General features: G+C 71.5%; 23 protein-coding genes. 11 read left to right on the top strand and 12 right to left on the bottom strand.

Going from position 1 to position 22,167, the window contains the following annotated elements; all coding sequences use genetic code 11:
• Positions 1 to 8 precede the first annotated feature (8 nt).
• The 4 genes from AC1DWC_RS02660 to AC1DWC_RS02645 are packed head-to-tail and all read left to right on the top strand — an operon-like array spanning position 9 to position 3,427.
• The gene (locus AC1DWC_RS02660) at positions 9 to 1,181 is read left to right on the top strand and encodes an acyl-CoA dehydrogenase family protein (RefSeq protein WP_477905908.1); all 1,173 of its coding nucleotides are present in this window, start codon (positions 9 to 11) and stop codon (positions 1,179 to 1,181) included.
• A gap of 15 nt (positions 1,182 to 1,196) precedes the next feature.
• A complete protein-coding gene (locus AC1DWC_RS02655; RefSeq protein ID WP_477905906.1) occupies positions 1,197 to 1,811 on the top strand; it encodes an NADPH-dependent FMN reductase in 615 nt (204 codons plus the stop codon).
• Complete coding sequence (locus tag AC1DWC_RS02650) at positions 1,808 to 2,959, top strand: CaiB/BaiF CoA transferase family protein (protein ID WP_477905904.1); 1,152 nt, start codon at positions 1,808 to 1,810, stop codon at positions 2,957 to 2,959. The genes AC1DWC_RS02655 and AC1DWC_RS02650 overlap by 4 nt, the downstream gene beginning before the upstream one ends.
• Complete coding sequence (locus tag AC1DWC_RS02645) at positions 2,960 to 3,427, top strand: nuclear transport factor 2 family protein (RefSeq protein WP_477905902.1); 468 nt, start codon at positions 2,960 to 2,962, stop codon at positions 3,425 to 3,427.
• A gap of 109 nt (positions 3,428 to 3,536) precedes the next feature.
• On the opposite strand, the gene AC1DWC_RS02640 is transcribed toward AC1DWC_RS02645, so the two are convergent.
• The 9 genes from AC1DWC_RS02640 to AC1DWC_RS02600 all read right to left on the bottom strand — a co-directional run bounded on the left by AC1DWC_RS02640 (position 3,537) and on the right by AC1DWC_RS02600 (position 12,301).
• Entirely contained in the window at positions 3,537 to 4,898 is a 1,362-nt protein-coding gene (locus AC1DWC_RS02640) for a bifunctional adenosylcobinamide kinase/adenosylcobinamide-phosphate guanylyltransferase (protein WP_477905900.1), read from the bottom strand.
• Positions 4,898 to 5,725, bottom strand: coding sequence for an ABC transporter ATP-binding protein (locus tag AC1DWC_RS02635; RefSeq protein WP_477905898.1), 828 nt, complete (start codon positions 5,723 to 5,725; stop codon positions 4,898 to 4,900). The genes AC1DWC_RS02640 and AC1DWC_RS02635 overlap by 1 nt, the downstream gene beginning before the upstream one ends.
• The gene (locus AC1DWC_RS02630; protein ID WP_477906024.1) at positions 5,722 to 6,693 is read right to left on the bottom strand and encodes a FecCD family ABC transporter permease; all 972 of its coding nucleotides are present in this window, start codon (positions 6,691 to 6,693) and stop codon (positions 5,722 to 5,724) included. Before AC1DWC_RS02630 ends, AC1DWC_RS02635 begins: the two co-directional genes overlap by 4 nt.
• 113 nt (positions 6,694 to 6,806) lie before the next feature.
• The gene (locus AC1DWC_RS02625) at positions 6,807 to 7,865 is read right to left on the bottom strand and encodes an ABC transporter substrate-binding protein (protein WP_477906022.1); all 1,059 of its coding nucleotides are present in this window, start codon (positions 7,863 to 7,865) and stop codon (positions 6,807 to 6,809) included.
• 82 nt (positions 7,866 to 7,947) lie between these two features.
• Positions 7,948 to 9,171, bottom strand: coding sequence for an O-succinylhomoserine sulfhydrylase (locus AC1DWC_RS02620; RefSeq protein ID WP_477905896.1), 1,224 nt, complete (start codon positions 9,169 to 9,171; stop codon positions 7,948 to 7,950).
• Positions 9,168 to 9,584, bottom strand: a complete 417-nt coding sequence (locus tag AC1DWC_RS02615; protein WP_072846173.1) for a rhodanese-like domain-containing protein — start codon at positions 9,582 to 9,584, stop codon at positions 9,168 to 9,170. Before AC1DWC_RS02615 ends, AC1DWC_RS02620 begins: the two co-directional genes overlap by 4 nt.
• A 32-nt stretch (positions 9,585 to 9,616) precedes the next feature.
• The gene (locus AC1DWC_RS02610; RefSeq protein WP_477905893.1) at positions 9,617 to 10,390 is read right to left on the bottom strand and encodes an ABC transporter ATP-binding protein; all 774 of its coding nucleotides are present in this window, start codon (positions 10,388 to 10,390) and stop codon (positions 9,617 to 9,619) included.
• Positions 10,377 to 11,423: a taurine ABC transporter substrate-binding protein gene (locus tag AC1DWC_RS02605; protein ID WP_477905891.1), complete on the bottom strand. Its 1,047-nt coding sequence runs from the start codon at positions 11,421 to 11,423 to the stop codon at positions 10,377 to 10,379. The genes AC1DWC_RS02610 and AC1DWC_RS02605 overlap by 14 nt, the downstream gene beginning before the upstream one ends.
• Positions 11,420 to 12,301: an ABC transporter permease gene (locus AC1DWC_RS02600; protein WP_477905889.1), complete on the bottom strand. Its 882-nt coding sequence runs from the start codon at positions 12,299 to 12,301 to the stop codon at positions 11,420 to 11,422. Before AC1DWC_RS02600 ends, AC1DWC_RS02605 begins: the two co-directional genes overlap by 4 nt.
• Positions 12,302 to 12,623: 322 nt before the next feature.
• Here AC1DWC_RS02600 and AC1DWC_RS02595 point away from each other — a divergent pair, with 322 nt between their 5' ends.
• Both AC1DWC_RS02595 and AC1DWC_RS02590 read left to right on the top strand, forming a co-directional pair.
• Positions 12,624 to 13,994, top strand: a complete 1,371-nt coding sequence (locus AC1DWC_RS02595; protein ID WP_072846170.1) for an FAD-dependent oxidoreductase — start codon at positions 12,624 to 12,626, stop codon at positions 13,992 to 13,994.
• An 81-nt stretch (positions 13,995 to 14,075) separates the two neighbouring features.
• Positions 14,076 to 14,828: an amidohydrolase family protein gene (locus AC1DWC_RS02590; protein ID WP_477842114.1), complete on the top strand. Its 753-nt coding sequence runs from the start codon at positions 14,076 to 14,078 to the stop codon at positions 14,826 to 14,828.
• A 13-nt stretch (positions 14,829 to 14,841) separates the two neighbouring features.
• On the opposite strand, the gene AC1DWC_RS02585 is transcribed toward AC1DWC_RS02590, so the two are convergent.
• Entirely contained in the window at positions 14,842 to 15,324 is a 483-nt protein-coding gene (locus AC1DWC_RS02585) for a DUF456 domain-containing protein (protein ID WP_477905888.1), read from the bottom strand.
• Positions 15,325 to 15,391: 67 nt separating this feature from the next.
• Here AC1DWC_RS02585 and AC1DWC_RS02580 point away from each other — a divergent pair, with 67 nt between their 5' ends.
• Entirely contained in the window at positions 15,392 to 15,820 is a 429-nt protein-coding gene (locus AC1DWC_RS02580) for a hypothetical protein (protein WP_477905886.1), read from the top strand.
• Here AC1DWC_RS02580 and AC1DWC_RS02575 read toward each other — a convergent pair.
• Positions 15,809 to 16,204 (bottom strand): VOC family protein, encoded by a 396-nt coding sequence (locus tag AC1DWC_RS02575; RefSeq protein WP_477905884.1) that lies wholly within the window; start codon positions 16,202 to 16,204, stop codon positions 15,809 to 15,811. The genes AC1DWC_RS02580 and AC1DWC_RS02575 overlap by 12 nt on opposite strands.
• A 143-nt stretch (positions 16,205 to 16,347) precedes the next feature.
• Here AC1DWC_RS02575 and AC1DWC_RS02570 point away from each other — a divergent pair, with 143 nt between their 5' ends.
• A complete protein-coding gene (locus AC1DWC_RS02570) occupies positions 16,348 to 17,478 on the top strand; it encodes a CaiB/BaiF CoA transferase family protein (RefSeq protein WP_477905882.1) in 1,131 nt (376 codons plus the stop codon).
• A 73-nt stretch (positions 17,479 to 17,551) separates the two neighbouring features.
• Here AC1DWC_RS02570 and yczR read toward each other — a convergent pair whose 3' ends face one another.
• Entirely contained in the window at positions 17,552 to 19,111 is a 1,560-nt protein-coding gene (gene yczR, locus AC1DWC_RS02565) for a MocR-like transcription factor YczR (RefSeq protein WP_477905880.1), read from the bottom strand.
• A 164-nt stretch (positions 19,112 to 19,275) separates the two neighbouring features.
• On the opposite strand from yczR, the gene AC1DWC_RS02560 reads away from it, so the two are divergent.
• From AC1DWC_RS02560 to AC1DWC_RS02550, 3 genes are all read left to right on the top strand, one after another.
• Positions 19,276 to 19,509 (top strand): hypothetical protein, encoded by a 234-nt coding sequence (locus AC1DWC_RS02560; RefSeq protein ID WP_477641742.1) that lies wholly within the window; start codon positions 19,276 to 19,278, stop codon positions 19,507 to 19,509.
• Positions 19,510 to 19,596: 87 nt separating this feature from the next.
• The gene (locus AC1DWC_RS02555) at positions 19,597 to 20,136 is read left to right on the top strand and encodes a methylated-DNA--[protein]-cysteine S-methyltransferase (protein ID WP_477905878.1); all 540 of its coding nucleotides are present in this window, start codon (positions 19,597 to 19,599) and stop codon (positions 20,134 to 20,136) included.
• A gap of 302 nt (positions 20,137 to 20,438) precedes the next feature.
• Entirely contained in the window at positions 20,439 to 22,142 is a 1,704-nt protein-coding gene (locus AC1DWC_RS02550; protein ID WP_477905876.1) for a tyrosinase family protein, read from the top strand.
• The last annotated feature ends 25 nt before the right edge of the window (positions 22,143 to 22,167 follow it).

Raw genomic sequence — 22,167 nt, 5'->3', positions numbered from 1 at the left:
GAGCAACCATGGATTTCGCTGATTCGCCCGCCGACGTCACCTACCGCGAGCAAGCCGCGAAGTGGCTCGCCGCGAACGCCCCGTTCTTCGAGGAGCCGGACACCGGCAGATTGACCGTCTTCGGCGCTCGTACCGCCGAGGAATCCGTTCGCCACGTGGAGCAGGCACTCGCCTGGCAGGCCCGCAAACACGCGGAGGGCTGGGCGGGTATCGGCATCGCGACGGAGTACGGCGGCGCGGGCGGTGACGTCCCCCAGAAACTCCTGTTCGCCGAAGAGGAGGGTCGATTCCGCCTGCCGCTCGACGCCCAGTCGGTCACGATGGGAATGATCGTGCCGACCCTTGCCCGGTGGGGAACCGCCGAGCAACGCAAGCGGTACCTGACGCCGCTCCTGGCCGGCCGCCAACTCTCGTGCCAGCTGTTCTCCGAGCCCGACGCCGGATCCGACCTCGCCGCCATCCGGACCACCGCACGCAGGACGGCGGACGGCTGGCGGATCAACGGGCAGAAGATCTGGACGTCCTACGCCCAGTACGCGTCCTTCGGCTACCTCCTCGCCCGCAGCGAGGACGCTCCCCGACATCACGGTCTGACCGCGTTCCTGGTCGACCTGAAGCAGCCGGGAGTCACGGTTCGGCCGCTGAAGCAGGCGACCGGAGCACACACCTTCAACGAAGTCTTCTTCGACGACGCGGAGGTCGCGGCCGACGCGATTCTCGGCGAACCCGGCCAGGGGTGGGAGGTCGCGATGACCACCCTGATGGCCGAGCGCTACTCGCTGGAGCCGGATATCGTTGGCGCGCAACCACTGCTGGAGCTGCTCCGCACCAGCGATCACAGCAACGACCCGACGATCCGACGACAGTTCGCCGACGTGCACACGATCCAGCACATCCTGGGCATCCTCAAGCTCCGGCTGCGCACCGCAGCCAACGAGGGGCGTCCGCCAGGGGCGGAGGGCTCGATCACGAAGCTGCTCTCGACGGAGGGCCAGTACCTCGCCGCGGACACCGCATTGCGCGCCCTCGGCCCGGACGGCGTCCTCGAGAACCCCTGGACCGAACTGCTCACCGGCGCCCTGGGCCTGCGGATCGGCGGCGGAACCGACGAGATCATGAAGAACGCAATCGCCGAACGCGTCCTGGGACTCCCGCGCGAGCCACGCGTCCAACAGCAGTGAGAAAGGCTCCTGACGATGACCAATGACGTGAACGTCCCCCGCACTCTCTCTGCCGTCGGGATCGCAGGCAGCCTTCGCGCCGGCTCCTACAACCAGTTGTTGCTCGACAACATCATCCGGCTGAGCCCGGACGAACTGAAGATCGAACCGTTCACCCGGCTGGCCGAGATTCCGCCGTTCAACGAGGACGACGCCCGCCAGGGCGGACCCGCCGTCGTGGCCGAGTTGCGAGAGGCGGTTCGCGCTGCCGACGTTCTCGTCATCGCGACTCCCGAGTACAACTACGGAGTCCCCGGGGTGCTCAAGAACGCACTCGACTGGATCTCGATCCCACCAGGGAACTCCGGGCTCGAGGGCAAGGTGGTAGCGCTCATGGGCGCATCGCCGAGCATCCTCGGCACGGCGCGCGCGCAATCCCAACTGCGTCAGTCCTTCGTGTTCACCCAGTCCCATGTGGTGAACCATCCGGAGGTCTTCGTCACCCGGGCGCACACCCGCTTCGAGGACGGCACACTCATCGACCCCGGGGCGACGAAGCTGATCGGGCAGCTGCTGGAGAACACCGTCAAGCTGGTGCGCACCCTCGGGTCGACCAGCGAGCCCGCCACCGCTCCGGGGGCCGGGCTTTGAGCGGCCCTCTCGCCGGAGTACGCGTGCTGGAACTGCAGGGCATGGGTCCACTGCCCTTCTCCGGCATGCTGCTCTCCGACCTCGGCGCGGACGTCGTACGCATAGACCGTCTCGCACCGCGCGGTGAGGCACTGCTGGAGCACGAGCCGGTCGGGAGAGGCCGCCGCTCCGTGGCACTCGATCTCAAGAACCCTGACGCCGTCGAGGCATTCCTCCGCCTCTGTGAGAGCGCGGATGCGGTGATCGAGGGCTTCCGTCCCGGCGTGGCCGAACGCCTCGGCATCGGTCCCGAGACCTGCCGTGCACGCAACCCGCGTCTGGTCTACGGGCGCATGACCGGCTGGGGCCAGGACGGCCCACTCGCCCAGACCGCCGGCCACGACATCAACTACATCGCGCTTGCCGGTGCGCTCCACGGCATCGGGACACCCGATCGACCCGTCCCGCCCGGCAACATCGTCGGCGACTTCGCCGGCGGCGGCATGTTGCTCGCCCTCGGTGTCGTGAGCGCGCTTCTCGAGGCGAGGTCGTCGGGACGGGGCCAGGTGGTCGATGCCGCGATCGTGGACGGGGCGGCGCTCCTCACCACCGCGATCCACGAACTCATCGGCTCCGGAGAGTGGTCCGAGAAACGCGGCAGCAACGTCCTCGACGGCGGTGCCGGTCACTACGACGTGTACGAGACGGCCGATCACCAGTTCGTCGCGATCGGCGCTCTGGAGTCCCGGTTCTACAACGACCTGTGCGACCGTCTGGGTGTCGAAGTCGACCGTACGGCCGACGCGGCAGCGACACGGTCCACGTTCGCCGAGCTGTTCGCCACCCGGACCCGCCAGGAGTGGTGCGACCTGCTCGAGGGCACCGATGCGTGCTTCGCGCCGGTGCTCAGCCCGACGGAGGCGACCCGGCATCCGGCGAACCGCGCGCGGAATGTCTTCGTCGAGGTCGGCGGCGTCGTACAACCAGCTCCGGCCCCGCGTTTCTCACGCACGCCTCCTGGGCTCCCGGCACCGGCGGCCGCGCCCGGCGCACACACCCGTGCAGTCCTGGGCGAGTGGGGCGTCGACACCATGGCGATCGACGATCTCCTCGCCAGTGGCGCGGCCGGCGAGCGTCCGCAATCACCCGTGAACGAAGGGAACAGTTGAATGACCGATGAGCGCTTCAGCGCCGACGATCGTGCGGAAATCATCGAGACCTGCACGAAGATGACCTACTACATCGACGAGCGCCGGTGGGCTGACCTCCACGAGGTCTTCACCGAGACAATCACTTTGGACTACAGCGGCGTCTTCGGTGGCGCTCCGACCGACACGCCGCGCGCCGACTACGTCAAGAACGCCGAGCGCCTGCTCGGCAACCTCGACGCGACGCAACACCAGGTGTCCGGGCACCTGGTCAGTGGCTCGGGTGACGAGGCCAGGTGCATCTCGCAGGTCGTGGCCACTCACGTGAAGCCCAACAACACCGGTGGACCACTGTGGACCTCCGGTGGTCAGTACGACATGGGTCTCCGGCGAGGCGAGGATGGCTGGCGGATCAGCTCGGTGTGCGCGGTCCAGCGCTGGTGCACGGGCAACCGCGAGGTGATGAGGCTCGGCAGGCTCAACGTGTAGCGCCACGTGCCGCGCGGCCCCAAGCGTCGACAACGAACGAACCGACCTACCGCGGCCCCCAATGTCACATCGGCTCACTTCACGACCCTCAATGTGACATTGGGGAACCTCAGCGGAGGGTGACCGGCAGCCCGGCCGAGACCAGCACCACGGACTCGGATTCGGCGGCCAGCGACGCGTTGACCCGGCCCAGCAGGTCCCGGAACCGGCGACCCGACGCCGTCGCCGGGACCACCCCGCTGCCCACCTCGTTGCTCACCGCGACCACCCGCACCGACGCCGACCGCCAGGCACTCAGCAGGTCCTCGACGTCCGCGTCGACCGCACTGAAATCGCCACTGCGCCAAGCATCATGGTGGTCGAGCCGGCCCGCCAGCCAGGTGCCGACGCAGTCGAACAGCACCGGATCGCGCGCGCCCCGCAGCGCCACCGCCGCGTCCGCCGTCTCGACGGTGTGCCAGCCCTCGGGCCGCCGGGCCCGGTGGGCGGCCACCCGCACCGCCCAGTCGGCGTCGCCGCCGTCGGTTCCGCCCGTCGCCAGGTAGAGCACCCTCGGCTCGGCGGCGAGCAGACGTTCGGCGTAGGTGGACTTTCCCGCCCGGGCGCCGCCCAGCACCAAGGTCCGGGACGCGCCGGCCGGGCGGAGCGGTGGCGCACCGATCGAGTCCCCGCCGATCGACACCACCACACCGTCGTCGAGAACCCTTGCACCCCAATGACTCAGCCGCTCGGCAAGCTCGGGCAGCGGCGGGTTGTGGTGGCCCAGGTGCACGGCGACCACGTCGGTGCCGTCGGTGACCGCGCCGGCCTCACGGAGCGCCGCCAGCGTCCGCGGGAAGCTGGTCAGGTCGTGGTGGTCGCCGCCGTGGTCGGTCTTCGTGCCGAACGTCTCCTCCAGGAACACCGCGTCGTAGGCGGCGCCGCGGACGCAGGCCAGGGCAGCCCCGCTCAGCGGCCCGGTGTCGGTGGCCCACAACAACCTTCGGCCGTCCGGCCCGGCGAGGTCGTAGAGCACGGCGTCGCCCTCGCGCACCGCCCAGTGGGTGGCGGCCAGCACCCGCACCAGGTACCCGCCCAACGTCACCGTATCCCCCGCCGCGACCGGCACGAACCGCACCGGGTCGTCCGGACCGACCCAGTCGCGACACAGGTCCAGCGCCTCCGGCGGGCCGAGTACGTCCAGCGGTTCGGTCCGGCCCGCCCACGACCGGAACAGCAACGCCGCCGGGCCCACGTGGTCCGGATGAGCGTGGGTGAGCAGGACGTGCCGCACCCCGGCGAGGGTGCGACCCGACCGGACCGCCGCGCGTGGCGCCTCCGGCCCGCAGTCCAGCAGCAGCACGTCGTCGACCAACGCGGAGGTCTGCCCCCGGATGTCGCCGCGGGCCGCGGCCAGCATGCAGGACGCGCAGGTACAGAACGGATTCGGCCAGCCGTCCGCGGCGCCGGTACCCAGCAGGACCAGTTCCATCAGCCCGCCACCGAGCCGTCGCCCGGCCGGCTGCGAACCGGCAGCACCGCCAGCCCGCCGGGCCGGTCCAGCACCTCCACCCGGGCGCCGTAGACCCGGTCGATCGTCTTCGCCTGCAACACCTCTCGCGGCGTCCCGTCCGCGACCACCCGGCCGCCGGCGAGCAGCACCAGCCGGCGCGCGTACTGGGCGGCGAGCGTCAGGTCGTGCATGGCCGCGACCACGGTGAGGCCGTCGGCCGCCCGCATGCTTTCCACCAGGTCCAGCACCTGCTGCTGGTGACCGATGTCGAGTGCGCTGGTCGGCTCGTCCAGCAGCAGCACCTGCGGTTCCTGCGCCAGCGCGCGGGCCAGGCCCACCCGCTGCAGTTCGCCGCCGGACAGCGCGGTGACGCGTCGGTGCGCCAACCGGGTCAGGTCCAGTCGCGCCATGATCTCGTCGGCCACGTCGCGGTCGTGCGCGGACTCGGTGCCGAACCTCGGCACGTGGGGCGTGCGTCCGAGCCGGACCAGTTCGGTCACCGTCACCCCCTCCGGCACCACCGGCCGCTGCGGCATCAGGGCCACCACCCGCGACATCGCCCGGCGCGCGGTCTGCGACGGGTCGAGGCCACCGACCGTGACCGTCCCGGTGGACGGCACCAGCCCGGCCAGGGCGTGCAGCAGGGTGGTCTTGCCCGCGCCGTTCGGTCCCACCATCGCGACCCACTCGCCGGGCCGCACCAGCAGGTCGATCCCGTCGAGCACCGGGACGCCGCCCCGGCTCGCCCCGAGCCCCACGCACGCCACGGCCGGCGGCACACCCGGCGCCCCGACTCCCCCGCTCATGCCACGCCCCGGCTGCGACGCAGCACCAGCAGGAAGAACGGCGCACCGATCGCGGCCGTCACCACGCCGATCGGCAACTCGGCCGGCGCCAGCGCCCACCGAGCGACCACGTCGGCGAGCACCAGGAACGCCGCACCCAGCAGCAGCGACAACGGCAGCAGCAACCGGTGCCCGGGCCCGACGACCAGTCGGATCGCGTGCGGCACCACGATGCCGACGAACCCGATCAGCCCGCTGACGCTGACCACCGCGGCCGTGCCGAGGGTCGCGGCGCCCACCAGGACCAGCCGCACCCGAGCCGGATTCACGCCAAGGCTGGCGGCCTCCACGTCACCGACGGCCATCACGTCCAGCGTCCGCCGGTGCAGCAGGATCACCGCCGCGGCGACCACCACGTACGGCAGCACCACCCGGATGTCGGTCCAGCCGTCGGTGCTGAGCCGGCCCAGCAGCCAGCTGTAGACCTGCCGCAGCGTCTCGTCGTAGCGCTGCATCAGGAAGGTCTGGACGGCGTTGGCGAAGGCCGCGACCGCGACGCCGGCCAGGATGATCACCACCTCGCTGCGGACCCCGCCGATGCCGCGGCCCAGGAGGTACGTCGCGGCCACCGCGAGCACCCCGCCGACGAACGCGGCGACCGGCACCCCGTAGGCGACGCCGGCGCCACCGGCCACGATCGCCACCGTCGCACCGAGGCTGGCCCCGCTGGACACTCCGAGCAGGTACGGATCGGCCAACGGGTTCCGGAAGACGCCCTGGTAGGCGGCGCCCGCGATGGCCAGGGTCGCGCCGACGAGGGCACCGAGCACCACCCGCGGCAGCCGGATCTGCCACAGGATCGCGTGCTGTTGCGGGGTCAGCCCCGAGTCCACGTGCACACCGGGGATCGCGTCGAGCAGATCCAGCAGCACCGACCGGGCGGTGAGCCCGGCCGGGCCGACCAGCACCCCGACGAGCAGCGCGGCCATCAGGATCAGGACTGCCGCCGCGAGCACCAGCGCGGACCGTCCCCGGCGCGGCCCGGTGTCGACGCGCGACGCCGCCGTGGTCCCGGCGGGCCCGGCGCCGGCGGCCGGGACGGTCACCCGACGGGCGCCGGCTGGGCGGCGAGCACGCCGCCGATCGCGGTCACCAGGTCCACCACCCGCGGGCCCCAGCGGCTCGAGACGTCCTCGTCGAGCACGTGCACCCGGCCGTCCCGGACCGCGGCCATCCCGGACCAGCCGGGCCGGGCGGCAACCTTCTCCGTGGTGACCCCGCAGCACTGGCCGTCGGCCAGGAAGATCAGGTCGGGGTCGGCGGCCACCACGTACTCGGCCGACAGCTGCGGGTAGGCGTCCCCGGCGCCGGCCGCGTCGGCGATGCTCCGCAGCCCGAACAGGCCGTAGATCTCGCCGAGGAAGGTCTGGCCCGAGATGGTGAAGAGGGTGTCGTCGAGTTCGTGGAAGTAGGTGGATACACGGCCCGAGGCTCCGCCCGAGGTCGATGCACGACCCGGGGCTCCGCCCGAGGTGAACGGCTCGGCACGGGGCGGGGCCGCCGCCACCGCCGCGTCGATCTCCCCGCGCATGGACGCCACCAGCGCCGCCGCGTCGGGCAGGTGTCCGGTGGCCGCGCCGATCCGCTCGATCTGCGAGTACGCGTCGTCGAGGTCGGCGGCCGCGGGCAGCAGCAGGGTCGGCACCCCGGCCGCCTTCAGCCCGGAGACCAGTCCGCCGGTGTCGTCCATCGCGATCACCAGGTCCGGCTGGTAGCCGAGGACCGCCTCCACGTTCGGGGAGAAGCCGGACAGGTCGGTCGTCGGCACGCCCGCCGGGTAGTCGGACAGCGCATCGACGGCCACCACCTGCTCGCCGGCGCCGAGCGCCCACAGCGTCTCGGTGGCGGTGGGACTGAGCGAGACCACGGCCTCCGGCCGCGCGGCGATCGTCACCTCGTCGCCTGATCCCGACGCCCCGGACCGCACGGTCACCGGGAACGTGCCGTCGCCGGCGGACGCGCCGCCGGACGCGTCGGCGCCCCCGGTACCGGTCGAGCCGCCGCAGGCCGCCGACGCGAACGTCGCCACCACCGCGATCAGCGCCGCGGCGACCATCCGCCCTCGACGCCGACGCGGAACAGGCGCACCGCGCCCGACCATCGCCGCACCTGCCACCGACACACTGACCTCCGAGAGTTCGCTACGTGCCCGGCGGCCGGCGTCGGCCGCCGGATTGGCTCGACTAGTCGAGCGCGCCGGCCAGGTCCGCGAGCAGGTCCTCGACGTCCTCGAGACCCACCGAGAGCCGCACCACGCCGTCGGTGATCCCGACCGCCGCGCGACCCTCCGGCCCCATCGCGCGGTGCGTGGTGGTGGCCGGGTGGGTGATCAGCGACTTGGCGTCGCCGAGGTTGTTCGAGATGTCGATGACGCGCAGCGCGTCGAGCATCTCGAAGGCCCGCTTCTTGCCCTCGCCCTCGGGGGCCTCGAGTTCGAAGGTGACGACGGTGCCGCCGCCGCTCATCTGCCGCTTCGCCAGGTCGTACTGCGGGTGCGACTCCAGGTACGGGTACTTCACCCAGCGGATCGCCTTGTGTCCCTCCAGGAACTTCGCGATCTGCAGCGTGGAGTCCACCGTGTGCCGCAGCCGGACCGGCATGGTCTCGAGGCCCTTGAGCAGGGTCCACGCGTTGAACGGGCTCAGCGCGGGGCCGGTGTGGCGCATCAGGTTCTTGACCGGCCCGTCGATGAACTCCTCGCTGCCGAGGATCGCACCGCCGAGCACCCGGCCCTGGCCGTCGATGTGCTTGGTGCCGGAGTAGACCACCACGTCCGCGCCGAGGTCGAGGCTGCGCTGGAGCAGCGGCGTCGCGAAGACGTTGTCCAGCACCACCTTCGCGCCGGCGGCGTGCGCCATCTCGGAGACCCGCGGCACGTCGACCAGCGACTGCATCGGGTTGGAGGGCGTCTCGAAGAACACCGCGGTCGTCGGCACCGACAGTGCCTGCTCCCACTGCTCGAGGTCGTCGCCGTCGACGAAGACGGTCTCGACGCCCCAGCGGGGCAGGATCTCGTTGCACACCACGAAGCAGGAGCCGAACAGGCTGCGGGCGGCGACCAGCCGGTCACCGGCGCCGAGCAGTGCGCCGAGCGCGGTGAACACCGCGGACATGCCGCTCGCGGTGGCGAAGCAGGCCTCGGCGCCCTCGATCAGGCGCATCCGCTCCTCGAACATCTTCACGGTCGGGTTGCCGTACCGCGAGTACACGAAGTGGTCGACCTCGCCGGTGAAGGCGGCCTCCGCCGCACCGGCCGACTCGTAGACGAACCCCGAGTTGAGGAACATCGCCTCCGAGGTCTCCTCGAAGCCGGTACGCATCACACCGCCCCGCACCCCGAGGGTGCCCAGGCCGACGTTCGGGGGCAGTTCCTTGTGGAACGCGCCGCCGCGGGGAATGCCACTCATGATTGCCTCCAGGGAAGTCCGACCGCGCGCCAGCCGGCTGCGCCGCGGTGACCGTCCGCGCCGATGCCACCCTCGAAGCCGTCGAGAACGTTGTAGGACGGGCCGATTCCGGCCGCGGTCGCGGCCTCGGCCGCGCCGATGGAACGCTGGCCCGAACGGCACAGGAACACGACCTCGCGCGCCTCGCCGCCGGTGATGCCGGCTTCCTTGAGCTGGTCGACGAAGTTGTCGTTGCGGGCGCCACTGACGCTGACCCACTCGATCAACACCGGGGTCCGGCCCAGTTCCGAGGTGTCCGGAACCCCGACGAACCGCCACTCCGCGTCGGTACGACAGTCGACGAGGACCGCCCCGGGATGCTCGCGCAGCAGGTCCCATGCCTGCTCGGGAGTGATGTCGCCTGCGTAGCTCATGGGGACAGTTTTTCACAACCTCCCGGAGCGGCTCACGCGGCGGCAGCCTCCTTGACCGCGTGCCCCACCTGAGCACGCAGCGCGGCGAATCGCGGCGACCCCCGCAACTCGTCCGGGTCGACCCCCGAACGCGGCAGGTCCACCGTCAGATCCAGCGCGATCCGGCCCGGCCGCCGGCCGAGTACGACGATGCGCGATCCGAGGAAGACCGCCTCGTCCGCACCGTGCGTGACGAACACAGTGGTTCGACGGGATGCCGCGCCGTCCGCCCGCAGATCCTCCTGGAGCCGCTCGCGAGTCAGGGCGTCCAGCGCGGCAAACGGCTCGTCGAGCAGCAGCAGCGAGGTGTCCGCGGCCAGTGCCCGTGCGATGGCCACCCTCTGCTGTTGGCCGCCGGAGATCTCCCAGATCCGCCGGTCCGACACGGCGTCGAGACCGACCCGCACGAGCAGCTCCTCGCGCCGCGCGGCCCGCTCCGACCGCGGCACCCCGGCGTACTCGAGCGCCAGGTCGACATTGCCCCCGACGCTGCGCCACGGGAACAGCCGCGGCTGCTGGAACACCACGCCCGCGCTCACACCCGGTTCCGGGGACACGCCCGCGACGCTGATCTCGCCCGCGGTCGGTCGCTCGAAGCCGGCGATCAGCCGAAGCAGGGTGCTCTTGCCGCAGCCGGACGCCCCGACCAGCACCAGGAACTCCCCGGCGGGCACGTCGAGCGAGAGCGGCCCGACCGCGGTGACCTCCCCGTACAAATGGGTGACGTCGCCGAGCCGGACGTGCGGCTCCGCGTCACTGGACGGCACCGGGCAGTCCCTCCACGTACAGCGCCTGCTGGAAGACGGCCAGGTCCGGCGCGGCACCGATCTGCTTCTGCTCGGCCAGGAACTGCGCGGCGCTGTGCAGGTTGTTCGCCAGGTTGCCGGGCGCGCCCTCGGTGCCGAGCCAGTCCGGCGAGGACAGCGCGGCGGGCGCGAGGAAGACGCCCTGCTTCAGCTGTGCGGCCGCGTCCTGCTGCGTGCTTCCGATCTCCGCTGCCACCGCCTCGGCCGCCGCGGCCGGGTCGTCGGCGATGGCGGTCAGGGCCCGCGCCTGGGCCGTGCGCCAGGCGTCGACGACCTCGGGGTGCGCGGCGGCGAAGTCCGCGGACACCACGCCCAGGTCGAGGGTGGGCTTGCCGGCGGCGGCCAGCTCACGGCTCGTGATCAGGGTCTTGCCGCCGCGGCGGAGCTCGTCGAGCGTCGGCAGCCAGGTGTAGACCGCGTCGACGTCGCCGCGCTGCCACGCCGCGAGCGAGGCCTGCGGCTGCAGGTCCACCAGCTGCACGTCGGAGGCCGACAGGCCGGCCTGGTTCAGCGCGGCCAGCAGGCTGTAGTGGGCGGTGGAGGCGAACGCGGTGCCGATCTTCCGGCCACGCAGGTCGGCCACGGACTCGATGCCGGTGCCGTTCCGGGCGACGAGCGCCTCGTTGTCGCCGGCCACGTCGAGCACGAACGCAACCTGGTACGGGATGTTCAGCGGCGCCGACAGTCCGCGCGCCACCGGGCTCGATCCGATCGCGCCGAAGTCGACCTCGCCCGCGACGAACGCGGTGTTGACGTCCGCTCCGGAGTCGAACTTCGTCCACTTGACGTTGTAGCCGGGCAACGCGTCCTCGAGCCAGTGACCGTTCTTGACCACCAGGTCGCCACTCGGAAAGGACTGGTACGCAACGCGGATGGTCGGCTTGTCGTTGCTCGCCGACGAGTCGACCGAGCAGGCCGCCACGCCCAGCGCGAGGACCGCTCCGGCCACGGCGACGGCCAGCACCCGGCGGGCACGACTGACGGGGTTACTCATAGATTTCCTCTCCAGGGCACCGCGCGCCGTTCGGCGGCACGCAGCAGGGCGTCGATGACGAGTCCGGACAGTCCGATGGCGACGATGCCCACCAGCACCACCGGTGTGTTGTTGTAGTTCGAGGCGTCCTTGACCATGCCGCCGATTCCGGGCAGGCCGTTGAACAGTTCCGCGGCGACCACCGACGAGTAGGCGATGCCGACCGCGAGACGCACCCCGGTGAAGGTCTCCGGCAGCGCGGAGGGCACCACCACGTCGCGGATCACCTGGGCCCGGGTGGCACCGAGGGCACGCGCGGCCTCGATCAGGCCGACCGGGGCCGCGAGCACCGCGGCGGTCGTGGCGACGGCGGCCGGCGGCAGCGCCGCGAGGGCGAGCAGGGCGATCTTCGGCGCCTCGTCGATCCCGAGCCAGATCACCAGCAGGAACAGGTAGGCCAGCGGCGGCAGCGCCCGCAGGAACGTCAGCCAGGGTTCGAGGATGCGGCGCAACCAGCCGACGGTGCCCATCGCCAGACCGAGCGCCACCCCGACGGCCACGCCGATCACCACGCCCGCCGTGACCCGGCGCAGCGTCATGTACAGGTGCTCCCACAGCAGGTGTCCCTGGTAGCCGCGGACCCCGTCGTGGGTGGTGGAGGCATCGACCGCGGCGCGCCAGACGGTCGCCGGGTACGGCACGAAGATCTCGTTCCACAGCCCGCTGACCGCGGCGAGCTGCCACAACCCCAGGAAGACCAGGACCGGCAGCAGCGGCACTGCGGCCCGGCCGCCGCGGCGAAGCCGGCGCGGCGTGGCCCCGGCGGGGGCCTCCCTGGGCGCCGCCGTCCCGGGCCGGGTGGCGGCGGCCGGGGCGCGGCGGGCGAGCGTCTCGGTCATGAGGAGCATTGCTACGCGGCGCCCGCGAGGCGGTGAAGGGTTTCGCTCAGCCGTGACTCGAATGGTTGCGGCCCTGGTCGACCCCCACAACAATGCCTTGACACAACCGCTGTTTGTGGCCCCTCAAATGTCGGTGGTCTACCCATCCGGGGCCGGGCGGTGCATGATCGAAGACTGCCGCCTGCGCCTGGGACCGGACACGACTGTCCTGGACCGGACAGGACGTTAGGCAGGGCTTAGCTTAAGCTGAAAGCTCTCCACCTTTGCCTGATCCAGAGCACCGCGCCGCCTGTCCGCTAATCGAAAAGGTAGTTCGTTTCCGATGACTCAGAACCTCGCCCGCCCACTGCGCGTGGCCATCGTCGGGGCCGGTCCGGCCGGCATCTACGCCGCCGACGCCCTGATGAAATCCGATACCGCCGCCGGCCGCGGCGTCTCGATCGACCTCTTCGAACGCATGCCGGCCCCCTTCGGCCTGATCCGCTACGGCGTCGCGCCCGACCACCCCCGCATCAAGGGCATCATCACCGCCCTGCACAAGGTGCTCGACAAGGACCAGGTCCGCCTGCTCGGCAACATCGACTACGGCACCGACATCAACCTCGAAGACCTGCGTCGCTACTACGACGCCGTCATCTTCTCCACCGGCGCCAACGCCGACCGCGCCCTCGACATCCCCGGCATCGACCTCGACGGCAGCTACGGCGCCGCCGACTTCGTCTCCTGGTACGACGGCCACCCCGACGTGCCCCGCGAGTGGCCCCTCGACGCCGAGAAGGTCGCCGTCCTCGGCGTCGGCAACGTCGCCCTCGACGTCGCGCGGGTCCTCGCCAAGACCGGCGACGAACTGCTGCCGACCGAGATCCCGGCCAACGTCTACGAGGGCCTCAAGAACAACAAGGCCGTCGAGGTCCACGTCTTCGGACGCCGCGGACCCGCGCAGGCCAAGTTCACCCCGCTCGAACTGCGCGAACTCGACCACTCCCCGACCATCGAGGTCATCGTCGACCCCGAGGACATCGACTACGACGAGGGCTCCGAGGCCGCCCGCCGCGGCTCCAAGCAGGTCGACATGGTCGCGAACACCCTGCAGGACTGGGCCATCCGCGACGTGGGCAACCGCCCGCACAAGCTGTTCCTGCACTTCTTCGAGTCCCCCACCGAGGTCCTCGGCGAGGACGGCAAGGTCGTCGGTCTGCGTACCGAGCGCACCGCGCTCGACGGCACCGGCAACGTCAAGGGCACCGGCAAGTTCAACGACTGGGACGTCACGGCCGTCTACCGCGCCGTCGGCTACCTCTCGCAGAACATCGCCAAGCTGCCGTTCGACGAGCAGGCCGGCACGGTCCCCAACGAGGCCGGCCGCGTCATCGGCGACGACGGCGCGCCACTGGCGGGCACCTACGTCACGGGCTGGATCAAGCGCGGCCCCGTCGGCCTCATCGGCCACACCAAGGGTGACGCCAACGAGACCGTGGCGAACCTGCTCGCGGACGCCCCCGACCTGGTCGGCGCCGCCGAGCCCGACGAGGACGCAGTGGTGAAGTTCCTCGACGAGAAGCAGGTCCCCTACACCACCTGGGACGGCTGGTACCGCCTCGACGCCCACGAGCGTTCGCTCGGCGAGCCCGAGGGCCGCGAGCGCATCAAGGTCGTCGAGCGCGAGGACATGCTGCGCGCTTCCAAGAAGTAGTTTCCGAACGGTACTGCGGCGCTCGACCCGTCACGGGTCGGGCGCCGCAGTGTTTTCCCACACAGGTGGCATGCTCTTATCGTGTTTGACGCTCACGTTCACATCCTCGATCCCCGGTTCCCGCTGGTCGAGAACAACGGCTACCTCCCCGAGCCGTTCACCATCGCCGACTACCGCGCCCGCGTCGACGGATTCGGGGTGGACGGCGGCGCCGTGGTGACCGCCTCGTACCAGGGCACCGACCAGTCGTACCTGTTCGCGGCCCTGCAGGAGCTGGGTCCCGGCTGGGTGGGAGTCGCCCAACTCGACGCCGACGCCACCGACGAGGACATCCTCGCGCTGGACCGGGCCGGGGTCCGCGCGTTGCGGTTCAACCTACGGCGCAGCGCAACCGACATGAAGCTGTTGACGACGCTGGCCCTGCGCGCCTGGGACCTCGCCGGCTGGCACGCCGAGTTCTACGTGGACGCCTCGCTGCTGCTGTCCCTGGAACCGGTGTTCAAGAAGCTCCCCGCGGTGAGCATCGACCATCTGGGCATGTCCACCCGCGGGCTGCCGTACCTGCTGGACCTGGTGGACCGGGGCGCGAAGGTCAAGGCCACCGGGTTCGGCCGGGCCACCATCGACGACGTCGGCGACGCCCTGCGCCGCCTGCACGCGGTGAACCCGTCGGCGCTGATGTTCGGCACGGACCTCCCCGGGACCCGGGCGCGACGGGCCTTCGAGGCCGCGGACCTGGACCTGGTGACCGAGGCAGTCGGCGACGACCTGGACGCCGTGCTCAGCGGCAACGCCCGCGCCTGGTACCGGCTGACCGACCCGTCCCCCAGCTGAGAGCGGCCCACAGCTAGGCGAGAAGGACTGCGCCGAACCAGATTCCGGCCGCGACCAGGGCGCCGAGCAGTTCCACCAGCATCGACAGTCCCACCGCCTTGGTGGCGTGCACCGTGGCACGCCAGGCGTCGGCATGGGTGCGCCGACGGCCCGCCTCGGCCAGGTAGGTGCCCAGCAGGAATCCGATCAGCAGACCGATCACCGGCACCACGAAGAAGCCGACGATGCCGAGCAACCCGCCGACAACCAGCGACCGCGTCGGTACCCCGGCGTCGCGCATCCGGCGTCCCGGCCAGGTGTACTTGACGACGCCCGACACCACCAGCGCGGCCGAGGCGACACCGAACACCGCCCACGCGCTGCCCGTGCCCTCGACGATCGCCCACACCGCAATCGCCCCGAAGATCAGCAGCGCGCCGGGCAGGATCGGCACCACGATCCCCACCAGCCCCACCACGATCGCCAGACCGACCAGTACCTCCGCGCCCGTGCTCACGGGCGTCACTGTGCCAGACCGGATCCGGACACCGGGTCAGCCGCCGCGGTCAGGCCACAATGTCCGGATGGACCTGGGGATCGACACCACGCTGACGCTGCTCGCCGCCGGACTCCTCTTCCTGCTGGCGCTCGGCCTCGGGGTGTGGAAGTACCGGCAGATGGCGCTCTCCGAGAACCACCTGGCGCACCCGTACGTCGACATCGCGCACCGCGCCGCCCTCATGTACTCGTTTGCGACGCTGCTCATCGCGGTGTTCGTCGAGCTCAGCGCGTGGCCGACCTGGCTGAACCTGACCGCGGCGGCGACGGCGGTGTTCTTCTTCGTCTCGGCGATCGGCAGCTACGTATTGCACGGCGCACGGCGCGACACCGACAACCAGTTCGCGCACGGCGGCGTCGGCCTGCACCTGTCGATGACGCTGCTCATCGTCGGGGAGATGGGCGGATTCGCGGTCCTGCTGGCCGGTTTCGTGTGGGGCGAGCTACTGGGCTGACGCCTGCCCCGCGGCCGTCTGGTGCAGCGAGAGCACGTTGCCGTGCGGGTCCCGGAACCAGGCGACGCGGGTGCCGTCGGGGGCGGTCCACGCGTCGTGCTCGTCCTGATCCATGCCCTGGTACCGGGTGAACTCCACCCCCTTGGACCGCAGCTCGTCCACGCCGGCGTCCAGGTCGTCGAGCTGCCAGCCGAGCACCGTGTACCCGGTGTCCTCCTTGGCCTGCACCAGCGTGACCCGCAGGTAGGTGCCGCCCCCGTCGACGACCAGGGCGAACTGGGTGCGCTCGACGAGCCGGAGACCGAGCGTGTCGACGTAGAACATCGACGACACGTCCAGATCGGTGCTGGCGATGAACGCGACGAGCCGACCGGGGAACGTCATCGCTCCACTGTGCTCGGCGACGGCGGAACAGGCAATACCCCGCCCACCCGTGACCCGCGGCACACCCCACCGCAGAATCAAGTTAACGTCTGTTCAACACGCCCCACCATGCCCAGAACGCCAGACCCAGAACGAGGAGAACCGTGTCCGCCGAAGACGCCGCCGTTACATCCCCCGTCGCTCAGCCCGGGTCGGGGAAGGGCCCCCTCGCGGGCGTCCGAGTCATCGAGCTCGCCGGGATCGGCCCCGGCCCGCACGCCGCACTGCTGCTCGCCGACCTCGGCGCCGACGTGATCCGGGTGCAGCGCGCCGGCATGATCCCCGGCCCCGACCTGCCTCACGACCAGACCCAGCGCGGGCGCCGCATCGTCGAGGCGAACCTCAAGGACCCCGCCGACATCGAGAAGGTCCTGGGACTGATCGAGCGCGCCGACGTGCTGATCGAGGGCTTCCGCCCCGGCGTCACCGAGCGGATGGGCCTCGGGCCCGACGCGGCGCTCGCCCGCAACCCGCGCCTGGTCTACGGCCGGATGACCGGCTGGGGCCAGGAGGGCCCGCTGGCGCAGTCCGCCGGCCACGACATCAACTACATCTCGCTGACCGGCGTGCTGCACGCGATCGGCCGTCAGGGTGAGCGGCCGGTGCCGCCGCTGAACATGGTCGGCGACTTCGGCGGCGGCTCGATGTTCCTGCTGTTCGGCATCCTCGCCGCACTGGTCGAGCGGCAGAACTCCGGCCAGGGCCAGGTCGTCGACGCGGCGATGGTGGACGGCACCCTCGCCCTCTCGCACATGATCTGGAGCTTCCGCGGCCAGGGCGTGTGGTCCGACGAGCGCGGGGTGAACATGCTCGACACCGGCGCCCCGTACTACGACACCTACGAGACCGCCGACGGCAAGTACATGGCGGTCGGCGCCATCGAGCGCCAGTTCTACGCGGTGCTGCTCGAGGGTCTCGAGCTGGACCCGGCCGAACTGCCCGCGCAGAACGACACGAAGGCGTGGCCCGAGCTGCGCAAGGTGTTCACCGAGCGCTTCCTGTCCAAGACCCGCGACGAGTGGGCCGCGATCTTCGACGGCACCGACGCCTGCGCCACCCCGGTGCTCACGTTCGCCGAGGCCTCGGACAACCCGCACATCGCGGCCCGCGGGTCGCTGGTCGAGATCGACGGCGTCACCCAGCACTACCCGGCGCCGCGCTTCTCGCGCACCGCCACCGACGAGCCGGCGCCGCCGGCCCGTACCGCGACCGACATCGACACGATCTGGAGCTGAGCCGCTCCACCCCGCACGGCAAGACGCTCGGCCGGGCCACCCCGGCCGAGCGTCCTGCTGCGACAAGGATGCCTCACACCACCATGGCCGGGCGCACCCGTTCGACGCCGCCGTCCAGCGCGCGGTACGCGGCGGCGACGCCCCGCACCCCGGCCCGCAGGGACTCCTCGTCGAGCGCGTAGGGCAGTCGCACGTAGCGCTCGAAGGCGCCCTCGACGCCGAAACGGGGACCCGCGGCGAGCAGCACCCCGTGGTACGGCGCGGTCGCTGCCAGCGCCGTCGACATCGGCGCGGGCAGCTGAAACCACAGCGCCATCCCGCCGCTGCCGACCTGGCACCGCCACTGCGGCAGCTCCTCCGCCACCGCCTCGAGCAGGGCGCCCCGCCGCCTGCGCAGCTGCTCGCGGCGCTGCGGCAGCACCAGCTCCGCCCCCTCGATCAGCGGTACCGTGGCCAGCTGTTCCAGCACCGCGGTGCCCAGGTCCTGGGCAGACCGGGACGCGACCAGCGCCCCGATCATCGACGTCTCGGCCCGGATCCAGCCGATCCGCAGTCCCGGCCAGAACGCCTTGGACGCCGAGCCGACGGTGATCACCTGCGCACGCCCCGGCCCCCGCGCGAACGAGGCCACCGGCGGCGGCGCGTCCATGTCGAGGCCCAGGTCCGTCATCGTCTCGTCGACGATCAGCGTCATCGACGTCTCGCGCGCGATCTCGACCAGCTCCGCGCGGCCCGGCTCGTCGAGGCAGAATCCGGTCGGGTTGTGGAAGTCCGGGATCAGGTAGGCCAGTCTGGCCGCGGTTTGCCTTGCGCTGCTGCGGATTCCGTCGAGATCCCAGCCCTGTTCGGACAGCCGGAGCGGTACCGGCACCGGCCGGGCACCCGCGCGCCTGATCGCCTCGATGGCGTTGGTGTAGGTCGGGTGGTCGATCAGCACCCGCTCACCGGGCGCGGTGAGCAGCCCGAGGAGCAGCACCAGCGCCTGCTGGGCGCCGGAGGTGATCATGATCTGTTCGGGCTCGGTGGGCAGCCCGCGTCGGCAGTAGCGGTCGGCGACCGCCCTGCGGAGCACCTCGATGCCGGCCGGTTCCATCCCGTGACCGGCGAGGTGCGCCGGCAGTTCCTCCAGGGCCGACGCGAACGCGGCCTGCACCTGCGGGACGGCCGCGGACATGGCGGCGCAGGTCAGGTCCACCGGCGGCGCCGAGCCCTCCTCGTCCGCGGACACCGCCCGGAGCGACGCCGCGGTCCGCACCACTCCCCCGGACCGGCCCGCACCGCCGACGACGGCCGGCAGCGCGACGGTGCTGCGCGAACCCTGCCTGCTCTGCAGGTAGCCCTCCTCGCGCAGGACGGCGTATGCCGAGGTGATGGTGGTCCGGCTCAGCTCCAGGACCGCCGCCAGGTCGCGCTCGCTGGGCAGCGCGACGCCGATCGGAATCCGGCCGTCGAGGACCAGCAGACGCACGCTGTCCGCGAGCGCCCGGTACGCGGGCACGCTCAGCCTGCGGCGGCCGCCCCGGTCGTCGCCTGCCCTGTCCGCGTCCCTCGGTTCGTCGCCCCGGCCCTGGTCGCCCTGCCACTTGCCGAGGTCGCGGGCCAGGGTTGTTGCGCCGAGCACTCTCACTGCCATAGAGGCCAGTATTGAGTCAATGGCCATTGATTTCAATGCCAGCTGGTGGCGGCGCCGGGGAACCACCTCGCCGCCGTGCCGCGACGACACCCCAGCGAGCCGAAGGGTCCAGATACACAAAACTGGATATTTGCAATAAGTCCAGTCGCCCGCAGGATGAGCACATGATCCCCGCGCTGACCATCCTCGCCCTCATCCTCGGCGCCGCCGTGCTCTACCTCGCCGCCCTCCGCTCGAACGGCGGCCAGGTCTTCCGGCTCGAGCAGTTCCGCCCGGCTGCACCGCTGGCCGGAGTGCTTCCGGAGGAACGCGACGCCGCCCGCGCCCGCCACGACCTGGAGGCGGTCCGGGCCCGGCAGAACGTCGAGTTCCTGACGAAGTCCGCGCCGCACCACTAGAACGGGCCCACAACTGAAGGGGTCCAGTTCCACTCAACTGGACTGCATGCGCCGGTCGACTCCTCGCCCCTGACGCATACTGGGGTCGTGCCCGACGTCCGATACACCCTCTTCGACACCGCGATCGGGCGGTGCGCACTGGCCTGGGGCGATCGCGGCGTGGTCGGGGTCCAGTTGCCGGAGGGCAGCGACGTCGCCACCCGAGAACGGATCCGGGCCGAGTTCCCTGCCGCTGTCGAATCGGATCCGGACGCCGTCGGCCGGCGGGCCGTCGAGGCCGTCACCGAGTTGCTGGTCAGCGGCCGGGACCCCAGCGCTCAGGTGCCGCTCGACCTGAGCCAGGTTCCCGATTTCGATGCGCGGGTGTACGCCGTGACCAGGACGATCACGGCCGGGTCCACCCTCACCTACGGGCAGGTGGCCGACCGGGTCGGCAGCCCCGGCGCGGCGCAAGCCGTCGGACAGGCGTTGGGGCGCAACCCGATTCCGCTGCTGGTCCCGTGCCACCGGGTGCTTGCCGCCGGCGGCAAGGTCGGCGGGTTCTCCGCCCACGGCGGCGCCGTCACCAAGCGCGTGCTGCTCGCCCTCGAGCACGTGCCGGGTTTCGACGAGCCGACGCTCTTCTAGTCCCCCCGGCTGCGAGGCCTCCGCGCCCCCTGGGCGGGGGTGCCGAACATCGGCAGACCGTCCTTACCGTCGCCGACACCGCCTCGGAATCACCGGAATTCGACGAGCGGCCGTCCGGAAGCGCATTACCGGGACCCTGGCGCACCGCAAAGCCTCTCCCAGGCCCGAAACGCCGTCGGAGCGCTTCCACCCGGCCCGCGGCGTAACAGGTAGTCCACTACGCGCGACCGCGGACGGGTCCAGCACCAAGATTGAGGAACTGCGGAACCGCACCTGTCCCAGAAATGCCGGGGAGCCTGTTGATGATCTGTTCTGTCCTGTTCCATGGCGACGACGTGCTGACCGCAATCGCCGGCGGACTCGACCGCATGTCGACTGCCCGCAACGCGTCGGGGGACGCGGTCGGCAAGCTGCAGACGGCGCTGCGCAACTGGGACCCGCACTGCCTGCCCGCACAGGACCTGGCACCGACCTACTGCGCGGAGACCGCCGCCGCCGTCCGCCGGTTCAAGGTCACGGTGCTCGGTGAGCCGGAGGCGAGCGCGACGGACGTGGCGGGACCGGAGATCGTGTTGCACCTGGACCGCCTGCAGGCGACGGCGGAGAGCCGAGGGGCGGACCCGCTGCCACGGGTCCGCCGCAACGTTTGGCGGCTGAGCACCGACGCGTCCTGGGACCCGACCCTGCTGGCCTACGCAGAGGCGGTGCGGACCATGCAGTCGCGGCCGGCGCACGACCCCACCAGTTGGGCCTTCCAGGCCGGGCTACGAGCGCGTTTCGACGCCGCCGTCGCCGCCGCGGGCGCCGCGAGCAGCGGCCACGGCAACTGGTTCTTCCTACCCTGGCACCGGATGCACCTGCACTACTTCGAGCTGATCGTCCGGGACACCGTCGCCGCCAACGGCGGGCCCACCGACTTCGCGTTGCCCTACTGGAACTACGGCAACCCTGCCCCGCAGAACGCGCTGCCACACCCGTTCCGCGACACCGGCCTCCGGCTGCCGGACGGCTCGCCGAACCCTCTGGCCCTGCCGTCCCCGCTGCGCAACGCCGACGTGATGGCGGGCGCCGCGTTGAGCCCGAGCATCACCTCCACGTTCACCGCCATGTGGCAGCCGTCGTTCGCGGAGCCGAACCGCACCGGGTTCTCCGGTCAGCTCGAAAACGTGCCGCACGGCAGCGTCCGCGTCGCGGTGGGCGGCAGCGGGTGCGACTCGGAGCCCGGCGCCCTGATGAGCAGCGCCGTCCGCGGCGCCCTCGACCCCGTGTACTGGCTGCATCACGCAAACCTCGACCGGCTGTGGGTGCAGTGGCTCGAACGCCACTCGAATCCGTCGGACCCGGCCTGGATCGATGCGGAGTTCGAATTCTTCGACCCGACCGGGACGCCGGTGCGCTGCCGGGTCGGCGACGTCCTCGACCATACCGAGCAACTCGGCTACCGCTACGACGACCAGCCGCAGGCGTCGGCGTCCTCGCGGCGCCTGGTCGCCGTCGCGCCGACACCGATGCGCGTCGCCGCCACCGACGGCCCGTTCGAGGTGACGGATCGGGTCACCACGCAACTCGTCGTCCCCGACAGCTGTCTGGAAACGGTGGCGCACGCGCCGGAGACCGCCGCCGCCGCGGGCTTCGGGGCGGTGTTGCTCGCCGTCGACGGACTCGCTGCGGACCGCACCCCCGGCGTCGCCTACCAGGTGTACCTCAACGCCCCCGACCCGACCGCCGATGCCCTCCCGGACCAGCACCTGGCCGGCACCTTCGCGGCGTTCGGCCTCGACGCCGACCCGGGGCCGGGGACGGCCGCGGTCGGGTTCACCTTCGACGTCACCGCGCTGGTGCAGATCCTCGCGCCCGCACGGCGGTGGGACCCGCGGTCGCTGACCGTCACCGTGCAGGCGGTGCTGCCGACCACCGGGGCCCACGAGCGGGCCGCGGAGTGTGGGCTGCCGACGGCCACCGAGCGTCCGCTGCACATCGGGCGGGCCGAGCTGCTGGTCGGCTGAACGCAGGGACAACACCTCCGGAGAC

The sequence above is a fragment of the Rhodococcus sp. P4_C10 genome, from assembly GCF_056402135.1.
Note: the sequence above shows the minus strand (reverse complement) of the source record. Positions and strands in the feature narration are given on the sequence as shown.